Here is a 9,951-nt window from a genome sequence, read left to right on the forward strand (position 1 = left end):
CACCGTGCGGTGGTCGCACGGTGCCCCGGCCTCTCACGTAACTCCGCTACGCGCTACTTCTTACGGCGGCGGCCACCCTTGTTGGCCTTGCGCCGCTCCGCGCGGGTCAGCCCGTCGGACTCGGAGCGCGGCGCGGGCGGGGTCTCACCGTTGGTGAAGTCGCCTTCCACGATGCCGCCCTCGCCGTCGACCGTCGGGGCCGAGAAGTGCAGCCGGTCCGGCCGCTGCGGGGCGTCCAGGCCCTTGGCGTGGATCTCGGGACGCCCCGAGGAGGCGCCCGCCGGGACCGCGTCCTGCACGTCCTTGTCCAGCGTGGCCTTGGCCTCCGCGTCCTCGACCGGGACCTCCTCGACCTGCTGCTCGACCTGGACCTCCAGGTTGAACAGGTAGCCGACCGACTCCTCCTTGATGCCCTCCATCATGGCCTGGAACATGTCGAAGCCCTCGCGCTGGTACTCGACCAGCGGGTCCTTCTGGGCCATCGCACGCAGCCCGATGCCCTCCTGGAGGTAGTCCATCTCGTAGAGGTGCTCGCGCCACTTGCGGTCCAGCACGGACAGCACGACGCGCCGCTCCAGCTCGCGCATGATCTCGGAGCCGAGCTGCTCCTCGCGGGCCTCGTACTGCTGGTGGATGTCGTCCTTGACGGCCTCGGCGATGAACTCGGCGGTGATCCCGGCGCGGTCGCCGGTCTCCTCCTCCAGCTCGTCGACGGTCACCTTGACCGGGTAGAGCTGCTTGAACGCGCCCCACAGCCGGTCCAGGTCCCACTCCTCGGCGAAGCCCTCGACGGTCTCCGCCTGGATGTACGCGTCGATCGTGTCGTCCATGAAGTGGCCGACCTGCTCCTGGAGGTCCTCGCCCTCCAGGACGCGGCGGCGCTCGCCGTAGATGACCTCGCGCTGCCGGTTGAGGACCTCGTCGTACTTCAGGACGTTCTTACGGGTCTCGAAGTTCTGCTGCTCGACCTGCGACTGGGCGGAGGCGATGGCGCGGGTGACCATCTTGTTCTCGATCGGCACATCGTCGGGAACGTTGGCCATGGCCATCACGCGCTCGACCATCTGCGCCTTGAACAGCCGCATCAGGTCGTCGCCGAGCGAGAGGTAGAAGCGGGACTCGCCGGGGTCGCCCTGACGGCCGGAACGACCGCGCAGCTGGTTGTCGATGCGGCGCGACTCATGGCGCTCGGTGCCCAGCACATACAGTCCGCCGAGGTCCTTGACCTCCTCGAACTCGGCCTTGACCGCGGCCTCGGCCTTCTCCAGGGCGGCGGGCAGCGCCGCCGCCCACTCCTCGGAGTGCTCCACCGGGTCCAGGCCGCGCTGGCGCAGCTCGGCCTCGGCGAGGTCGTCGGGGTTGCCGCCGAGCTTGATGTCCGTACCACGGCCGGCCATGTTCGTCGCGACCGTGACGGCGCCCTTGCGGCCCGCCTGGGCGACGATCGTCGCCTCCCGGTCGTGCTGCTTGGCGTTGAGCACCTCGTGCGGCACACCGCGCTTGGCGAGCTGCTGCGACAGGTACTCGGACTTCTCCACGGAGGTGGTGCCGACCAGGACCGGCTGGCCCTTCTCGTGCTTCTCGACGATGTCCTCGACGACCGCGTCGAACTTGGCGACCTCGGTGCGGTAGATCAGGTCGGACTGGTCGACACGGGCGAGGGGGCGGTGGGTCGGGATCGGGACGACGCCCAGCTTGTAGATCTGGTGGAACTCGGCGGCCTCGGTCATCGCCGTACCGGTCATGCCGGAGAGCTTGGCGTAGAGGCGGAAGAAGTTCTGGAGGGTGATCGTGGCGAGAGTCTGGTTCTCGTCCTTGATCTCCACCTGCTCCTTGGCCTCGATCGCCTGGTGCATGCCCTCGTTGTAGCGGCGACCGGCGAGGATACGGCCGGTGTGCTCGTCGACGATCATGACTTCGCCGTCGATGACGACGTAGTCCTTGTCCTTCTTGAACAGCTCCTTGGCCTTGATGGCGTTGTTCAGGTAGCCGACCAGCGGAGTGTTGACGGACTCGTACAGGTTGTCGATGCCCAGCCAGTCCTCGACCTTGGTGACGCCGGACTCGTGGATGCCGACGGTGCGCTTCTTCTCGTCGACCTCGTAGTCCCCGGTCTCCTCCTGACCCTTCTGGAGGTTCGCCGCCTCGCCCCGGGTCAGCCGGAGGACGAGCTTGGCGAAGTCGCCGTACCACTTGGTGGCCTGGTCGGCCGGGCCGGAGATGATCAGCGGCGTACGGGCCTCGTCCACCAGGATCGAGTCGACCTCGTCGACGATCGCGAAGTTGTGGCCGCGCTGCACCAGCTCGTCCTGCGACCACGCCATGTTGTCGCGCAGATAGTCGAAGCCGAACTCGTTGTTGGTGCCGTAGGTGATGTCGCACGCGTACTGCTCGCGGCGCTGCGCCGGGGTCATGTTGGCGAGGATGCAACCGACCTCGAGGCCGAGGAACTTGTGCACCCGGCCCATCCACTCCGAGTCGCGCTCGGCCAGATAGTCGTTGACCGTGATCAGGTGGACGCCCTTGCCGGACAGCGCGTTCAGATACGCCGGGAGGGTGCCCACCAGGGTCTTGCCCTCACCGGTCTTCATCTCGGCGACGTACCCGAGGTGCAGCGCGGCACCGCCCATCAGCTGGACGTCGTAGTGACGCTGGCCGAGCACCCGCTTGGCCGCCTCGCGCACGGTCGCGAACGCCTCCGGCATCAGGTCGTCGAGGCTTTCGCCGTCGGCGTACCGCTCCTTGTACTCGTCGGTGAGGGCACGCAGCTCGGCGTCGGAGAGCGACAGGAAGTCCTCTTCGATGGAATTGACCTGGTCCGCAATGCGGTGCAGCTTGCGCAGGATCTTTCCTTCGCCTGCACGCATGAGCTTGTTGAAGACGGACACGTAGGCTGGCTCCTTGCCGGTCGGGCCTGGCACGGTTGTGGGGTGCGCTGGCGCGGCATTGTCAAGGGGCACAAGCCCCGCCGCAACGGCCATCGTAAGACAGACCCCGCCTGGCCGGGAGGTCCGTCACCACGCGGGCCGGGTGTCACCACACCGTGTCAACGCGTGAGAGGTCGCCGGGGTGCCCCCGAATTCACCAAAACCAGTCGCGGCCCCGCGCGGCAGCGGCCCAGACTCTCGCCATGGAGCCCGTCACCCTCACCACCGAGCGACTCGTCCTGCGCCCCTTCCGGCCGTCCGACGCGCCGGCGGTCCACGCCGCCTGTCAGGACCCGGACATCCTGCGCTGGACCACCGTGCCCGCTCCGTACGAACGCGCCCACGCCGAGGACTTCGTCCGGCGGACCTGCCCGGAGGGCTGGCGGGACGACAGCACCTATAACTTCGCGCTGGTCACCAAGGGTGAGGACGCGCTCATCGGGGCCATGGGCCTGGTACGGCTGGCCCGGCTGCACAGCCCCGAGCGCCAGGCCGAACTGGGCTACTGGACGGTACGGGAGCACCGGCGGCAGGGCTACACGGGCGAGGCGGCGCGGGCGGTGGCCGAGTGGGCGTTCACCGGGCTGGGCGTGGAGCGGCTGGAGTGGTGCACGGAGGCCGGGAACGAGGCGTCGCGGGCGGTCGCGCTCGCCGTGGGCTTCCGGATGGAGGGAACGGACCGGGCGCGGATCGTCCGCGAGGGCACCCGCCGGGACGCCTGGCGGGGCGCGCTGCTGCCCTCCGACTTCGGGCTGCCCTCGACCACGCCGTACGTCCCGGCCCCCGCCGCGAACCGGGCCTGACCGCGTGCCCCCCAACGGGTCGGGGGCGTTGTCAGTGGTCGCCACTACGGTGGCGCGCATGACGAATCCCGCCACCGGGTCCATCGCGGACCAGAAGCCCGAGGTCAGCCTCTCCGCCGACGAGGCGCGCCGGATCGCGCTGCGCGCCCAGGGGCTCCTGGGGGCGCCCGACCGGCGCGGCGGGGTGCGCGGCGTCCTGCGCCATCTGGGCGCGGTGCAGCTGGACACGATCTCGGTGCTGGCGCGCTCGCACGAGCTGATTCCCTACGCGCGGCTGGGCGCGGTCGGCCGCACGGCGGTCGAATCGGCGTACTGGAGCGACACCCACGCCTTCGAGTACTGGTCGCACGCGGCGTGCGTGCTGCCGATCGAGGAGTGGCCGCACTTCGCGTTCCGCCGCCGCGCCTACCGCGCCCGCCCGCACTGGCACCACGAGCTGCCGCCGGGAGCGTACGAGAAGGTCGTGGCGCAGCTGCGCGCCGAGGGCCCGCTGACCGCGACCGAGCTGGGCGGCGCCAAGAACGGCGGCCTGTGGTGGGACTGGTCGGCGACCAAGGTCGCGGTCGAGCGCGCGCTGACGTACGGCGAGGTGGTGTGCGTGGAGCGGCGCGGCTGGAAGCGGGTGTACGACCTGGCGGAGCGCGCCGTGCCGGAGGCGCTGCTGCACGACGACCTGGACGACGCGGAGTGCCTGCGGCGGCTGGTGCGGCTCGCGGGGCAGTCCCTCGGCGTGGGCACCCGCGCGGATCTCGCGGACTACCACCGGCTCAAGGGGGAGCAGGTCAGCGCGGTGATCGCGGACTCGGGGCTGGTGCCGGTGAAGGTCGCGGGCTGGGACAAGGCCGCCTGGGCGGACCCCGAGGCGCTGGCCACCACCCCGCGCGGACGGCACCGCACGACCCTGCTGTCGCCCTTCGACTCCTTGATATGGGACCGGGCGCGCACCGAGCGGATCTTCGGCTTCAGCCATCGGCTGGAGGCGTACGTGCCCCGGCCCAAGCGGGTGTACGGCTACTTCGCCATGCCGCTGCTGTCGGGCGGGCGGCTGCTCGGCCGGGTCGATCCGGCCCGTGAGGGGACCACGCTGGTGGCCCGGCAGGTGTCGCTGGACACCCCGAAGGCCGTGGCGCCGATGGCCGAGGCGCTCCGTGAGGCGGCCGGGTGGGTGGGCTGCGACGCGGTGCGGATCGAGCGGGTCAACCGCCCGGAGCTGGCCGCACCGCTGGCGGCCGCGGTCCGCTGACCGCGGCCCGGCCGCCGGGTCATCCGCCGCTCACCTGCCCGCTCACCTGCCCGCTCACCTGATTTCGAGGATCTTCTCCCGCATCGCGTAGACCACGGCCTCCATCCGGGAGTGCAGCTGAAGCTTCTCCAGGATGTTCCGGACGTGGTTCTTGACGGTGTTCTCGCTGATGAACAGTTCCTTGGCGATGTCGCGGTTGTTCATGCCGGTGGCCACCAGCTTCAGCACCTCCAGCTCACGGTCGGTGAGCCGGGGCGCCGGCACCAGCCGCCGCTCGTCGGTGCGCTGGATCATCGACTTGAACTCGGTGAGGAGCTTGGCCGCCATCGACGGGCTGATCTGCGACTGGCCGTCGGCCACCGCGCGAATCGCGGTCGACACCTCGTCGGTCGAGATCTCCTTGAGCAGATAGCCGGTGGCACCCGCCTTGATCGCGTCGTAGAGGTCGGCCTCCTCGTCGCTGATCGTCAGCATGATGATTTTGGCGCTGGGGGCCACTTCCTTGATCGACGTGCATGCCTCGATCCCCCCGCGCTTGGGCATGCGCACATCCATCAGGACGATGTCCGGCAGCAGATCCGCCGCCTTGTCCACGGCCTCGGCGCCGTCCCCGGCCTCACCGACGACCTGAATGTCCTCTTCCTGGGCCAGGACGATCTCCAACCCACGCCGGAAGAGGGCGTGGTCGTCCACTACGAGGACCCGAATCGGCTCCTTGCGCGGCTCGCCGCGCGGCTCGCCCCTGTCCGGCCCCAGGCGTTGGTCATCGCCTTCGTCGGACACGGGCCCGAAGCTGTCCGCCATCGTTCCTCCCCCTGAAGGCCATGGCCCTTGCGGTCTGCACTCTGCGGTGCACGGTGCTGTGCGGCGTCAACCAGTCGTTTCCCCATGCCGGTTGGCCGTCGAGCCATGATTTCATGCCCGGACCGGCCACGGGACCGCGCGGCGCATACGCCGCGCGATCCCGTTCACTCTCTGTGCGCCCGCCCAGAAGCGGTCGAGCCTCAGGTGGTCTCAGGCGCCGAGTGCGCCGCCGGCACCACCGGGCTCCTCCCCGGCGAACGCCTCCGGCTGAAGGTGAATGACCCCGTAGTCATAGCCGTGCCGCCGGTAGACGACGCTGGGCTGACTGGTGTCGGAGTCGACGAACAGATAGAAATCGTGCCCGACCAGCTCCATCTCGTAGAGAGCCTGGTCGAGCGTCATCGGGACCGCGGCGTGGGTCTTCTCACGGACCACGAGGGGGCCTTCACCCTGAACTTCCAGGGGTCCCATCCGGGTGGTCGGAACAGTGTCCGACGGGGTGCGCTGGGCGGCGATCTCACCGTGCCCGTTGATACGTGCCGCATTGGGCACCGTGATGGCCACGTCGCTGGCCGGAATGCGACCGTTGCCACGCCGGGTGTGGCGCTTGTCGTGCTGCTTGCGCATCCGCGCTTCCAGCTTGCCGGCCGCCAGGTCCAGCGCTGCGTACGGATCGGCCGCCGCGGCCTCCGCCCGAATGACCGGGCCGCGGGAGCGAAGGGTGATCTCCACACGGTCGGACCGGTCGGCCTGCCGCGGATTGTGCTCCTTGGACACCTCGACGTCGAGGCTGATCACCTTGCCGTCGAGCTTCTGGATCTTATCCAGCTTCAGCTTCTCGGCCACGTGCTTCCGGAACCGCTCGGGCACCTCTGTTTTACGGCCCTTGACGACGATGTCCACGCAGAACTCCGTTCCCGGGTCGCTCCGGATGGTCCACCGGAGCTCATCCCTTGTGCACTAGGCTCCGGCGTCTTCCGGAGCCACCGGCTTGGCGGCTTTCACCTCTCCTTCCCACGGGGAACAACTCCACCCCGTTTCGGTCAACGGCTCACGAGAAAGCACGCAAAGCACGCCAAGCGGATTTGTGAGTCATAGCACCTGCCACTCCTCACAACCGAACATAGCTCGCCCGGACGGTTGTCGGCACCCCCTACCGAGCCGTACCTCCGATCAGGTGCTTTGCCATCCTTACAGCCTGCAACGACACGGCTTCGTATTCAGTTCCGCTTACCGCTGGCGAAGGGTCTGAGACGCCCCGGAGCCGCCGAGGTCCCCCAGGGCGCGGGGGTGGACACCGGGGTCGGCGGCGCGGCCACCACCGCCCCGCCCACGACTCGTCCGCCCGCCTCCGCCACCGCCCGCGCGGCCTCCGCGAGCGAGGCCCCCGTCGTCATCAGATCGTCCACCAGCACCACCGGGCCCGCCACCAGGAGCCGCCCGCCACCCGGCGCGGCCTCCAGCGCCCCCGTCACGTTCGCCCGGCGCTGGCGGGCACCCAGCCCCGACTGGTCGGTCACCCGCCGCCGCTGCCGCAGCACCGACGGCACCCGCGCGGGACACCCCTCGCGGCGCAGCACGCCCGCCGCCGCGCACGCGATGCGCCGGGCCGGATCATGGCCCCGCGCCCCCACCGCACGCCGCGCCGAGGGCACCGGCACCAGCAGCAGGGGCCGGTCCCCCAGGGCCCGGGGCAGGACGCCGCGGGCCACCGTCCGCACCGCACCGGCCAGCGCCTCGCCCAGCGGCCCCGCCAGCCGCAGCGCTCCCCGCTCCTTGTGCGCGAGCAGCACCGCCCGGGCCTCGTCCACGTAATCCACCGCCGCATGGACCACCGGCAGCCCCGGCGGCACCGGGCTCGGCAGCACCCGACGAGCCCCGGGCCCGCGCAGCGCCCCATGACACCGGTCGCACAGCGGGACACCCGGCCGACCGCATCCCGCGCAGTCGGCCGGCAGCACCAGATCGGCGATCTCCTGCCACCAGCCCCACATGGCCCCCACTGTCCCGTCACATCGGCCGGGCCGCCACCCCCTGTGGAAAACCACGCGCATGTGGACAACCGGCCGCCCCCAGGGCGGGGCAGGCGCCTGAAAGGCCGCCACAGCCTCCCCCGCCCGTACGGCTATCCGGGGTACACCGGACCGGAACCGTCCTCGTCAACGGTCTTCCAGTCCGTGTTCGGCAGCAGCCGGACGATCCCGTTCTCCCTGGTCTCGGCGATCAGCGGCCGGGTCTGGTCCTCAGAGGCGGCGACCGTCTCCACCCCGTTCGGCCCCGGCACCTCCGGCAGATCCGCCGGTGAGCCGTCCGTCTCCACGTACTGGAGCTGCTGCACGCCGTCCGACTCGCGGCCCGCGACCACCAGACGGCTGTCCCCCGCCCATGACGCGGTGTCGACGTCCTGGAGCTTCGGCGCGATCGCGTGCAGCGCCCGCACCGACAGCTTCGGATGGTCCGCCGTGCCCCGCCGCTCGATCCGGCCCAGCCGCAGCGTCGTATGCCCGTCCTGCTTGACCAGCATCGCGATCCTGGTGCCGTCCGCGGACATCCGCAGCGCCGTGATCCGGCCACCGTCCAGCGTCGGCAGCTCGACCTCGTCCGCCTGGCCGGTGCCGCCCCGCAGCCGCAGCAGCCGCGGCCGCTGCGGGTCCCGGTCGGCCACCCACAGCCCGCCCAGCCCGTCCCAGCTGGGTGCCGTCAGCCCGTGCTCGGGACTGCCGCCCTGACTGTGCACCCGCACCCGGCCCCGCTCGGCGCCGGACGACAGCTCCGTGACGTACAGCGACCGGCCGTCCTCGCTGACCGCCGCCGCGTCCCGCTCGTCGCGCGAGACCGCCACCGTGCCAAGACCCGCGCCGTCGGCGCCGAACGGCCCCGGCACCGGGCGTGGCTTGTCCTCGTCGTCGGACAGCCGGACCATCCGGTGCTGCGCGTCCACGAAGTACTGGTGCTGGGGCCGCCCGATGACATGGTCGGGGGCGTACGCGCGCGCCGCGTCGCTCGACAGGGCGCACAGCTCGGAGCCACTCTGCCGCTCCAGCCGCACCCCGCTCACCTCGTCCGATCCCTCCCAGAGGTCCTGCACCGTGAACAGCGTCTGCGCCGCCATCCGGGCACATCGCCCCGGGCTGATCTGCGCCGCCTGATCGCTCAGCCGGACCTTCAGCGAGTTCGAATCGTCCAGCGACAGCTTGCCGGTGTCGCGGCCGAGCGCCGCACCGGCCGGGAAGGCCGTGCTGACCACCGGATCCAGCCAGTCCGTCGGGCCGTCCAGCAGCGCCTTGACCGTCGACGTGACCGGATTGATGCGCCGCCGCAGATAGACCGGATCGGCGACCAGGACCTGGTCCCCCACCCGTGAGTCCGCGGCGTCCGGCCCCAGCTTCGCGAAGTAGTACTTGTTGACCGAACGGTAGATGCGCTGGAAGTCGGACTCCCCGAGCACCAGCCCCGGCGGCGGCCCGTCGATCCGCCACTCCGACCCGCGCAGGGTGAGATGGATGCGCTCCTCGTACCGCTCCTCATCGGGCCGGTAGGCGTGCGCGGCGTCCACCGTGGCGATCCGCTTGCCGGAGAGCACGACCGTCTTGCTGTTGCCGTCCCGGTCGCCGGGGTCGGTCTCCACCCGCACGTCAGGGGCCTGCTCCAGCACCGTGGTCTGCGCGAACGGATCCCAGTCCTTGGACGCGCCCCGGGTCAGATACTCCTTCGCGGTGGCGAAGTTCTCCTCGTCGCTCGTCGTGGCCTCCAGGAAGCCGGAGACCAGCTCCGCGGGCTGCTCGCCCTTCCCCGGACTCACCCCGTACACCCGGACCTGCGAATCCACGTCGGAGCGGGGCGAGGAGTCGACCCGGCGCACATCCCCGCTGTCGGGCATCGAGGCACAGCCGGACAGCAGCAGCACCCCACACGCCAGCAACGTGCCCGTGCCCCACGCACGGCGACGCGCGCCGGAGCGGGAACGGTGGCGGTCGGCACGGTCAGCGCCCACGGGGGCGGCCCTCCCCTTCGTTCGGTGTCGTTCGCTCCCGGTGCACCGGCTCCGTGGCGCCACGGACCACCCGGGCCCCGTTCCCCGGCAGGGCCGTCGGATCGGCCGAGGGCACCGGGGCGTCGGCGGGCGGCAGCGCGGAGCGGGGCTGCGCGGGCACCGAGGCCAGCCGCTCCGCCG

General features: G+C 71.0%; 7 protein-coding genes. 2 read left to right on the forward strand and 5 right to left on the reverse strand.

Going from position 1 to position 9,951, the window contains the following annotated elements; genetic code table 11:
* Positions 1–53: 53 nt before the first annotated feature.
* Positions 54–2,888: a preprotein translocase subunit SecA gene (secA, locus tag EEJ42_RS38470; protein ID WP_123106803.1), complete on the reverse strand. Its 2,835-nt coding sequence runs from the start codon at positions 2,886–2,888 to the stop codon at positions 54–56.
* 242 nt (positions 2,889–3,130) lie between these two features.
* Between secA and EEJ42_RS38475 the strand changes: the two genes are divergently transcribed.
* Positions 3,131–3,730 carry a GNAT family N-acetyltransferase gene (locus tag EEJ42_RS38475; RefSeq protein ID WP_123106804.1) on the forward strand — a complete coding sequence of 200 codons (600 nt, stop codon included), beginning with the start codon at positions 3,131–3,133 and terminating at the stop codon, positions 3,728–3,730.
* Positions 3,731–3,788: 58 nt separating this feature from the next.
* The gene (locus EEJ42_RS38480) at positions 3,789–4,973 is read left to right on the forward strand and encodes a winged helix-turn-helix domain-containing protein (RefSeq protein WP_123106805.1); all 1,185 of its coding nucleotides are present in this window, start codon (positions 3,789–3,791) and stop codon (positions 4,971–4,973) included.
* 54 nt (positions 4,974–5,027) lie between these two features.
* Here the strand turns inward: EEJ42_RS38480 and EEJ42_RS38485 are convergent, their stop codons facing one another.
* The 4 genes from EEJ42_RS38485 to EEJ42_RS38500 form a co-directional block, all read right to left on the reverse strand.
* A complete protein-coding gene (locus EEJ42_RS38485) occupies positions 5,028–5,777 on the reverse strand; it encodes a response regulator (protein WP_009717426.1) in 750 nt (249 codons plus the stop codon).
* Between the two features lie 210 nt (positions 5,778–5,987).
* Entirely contained in the window at positions 5,988–6,680 is a 693-nt protein-coding gene (gene hpf / locus EEJ42_RS38490; protein ID WP_039941767.1) for a ribosome hibernation-promoting factor, HPF/YfiA family, read from the reverse strand.
* Positions 6,681–6,997: 317 nt separating this feature from the next.
* Complete coding sequence (locus EEJ42_RS38495) at positions 6,998–7,771, reverse strand: ComF family protein (protein ID WP_123106806.1); 774 nt, start codon at positions 7,769–7,771, stop codon at positions 6,998–7,000.
* A gap of 131 nt (positions 7,772–7,902) precedes the next feature.
* Positions 7,903–9,771: an LpqB family beta-propeller domain-containing protein gene (locus EEJ42_RS38500; RefSeq protein ID WP_184503480.1), complete on the reverse strand. Its 1,869-nt coding sequence runs from the start codon at positions 9,769–9,771 to the stop codon at positions 7,903–7,905.
* Between the last annotated feature and the right edge of the window lie 180 nt (positions 9,772–9,951).

This window comes from Streptomyces botrytidirepellens, from assembly GCF_003721215.1.
Classification (GTDB): domain Bacteria; phylum Actinomycetota; class Actinomycetes; order Streptomycetales; family Streptomycetaceae; genus Streptomyces; species Streptomyces himastatinicus.

Excerpts from the sequence above, each read along its gene's own strand:
- EEJ42_RS38475 (WP_123106804.1), top strand. The coding sequence starts at position 3,131 with ATGGAGCCCGTCACCCTCACCACCGAGCGACTCGTCCTGCGCCCCTTC.
- EEJ42_RS38485 (WP_009717426.1), bottom strand. The coding sequence starts at position 5,777 with ATGGCGGACAGCTTCGGGCCCGTGTCCGACGAAGGCGATGACCAACGC.
- EEJ42_RS38480 (WP_123106805.1), top strand. The coding sequence starts at position 3,789 with ATGACGAATCCCGCCACCGGGTCCATCGCGGACCAGAAGCCCGAGGTC.
- EEJ42_RS38495 (WP_123106806.1), bottom strand. The coding sequence starts at position 7,771 with ATGTGGGGCTGGTGGCAGGAGATCGCCGATCTGGTGCTGCCGGCCGAC.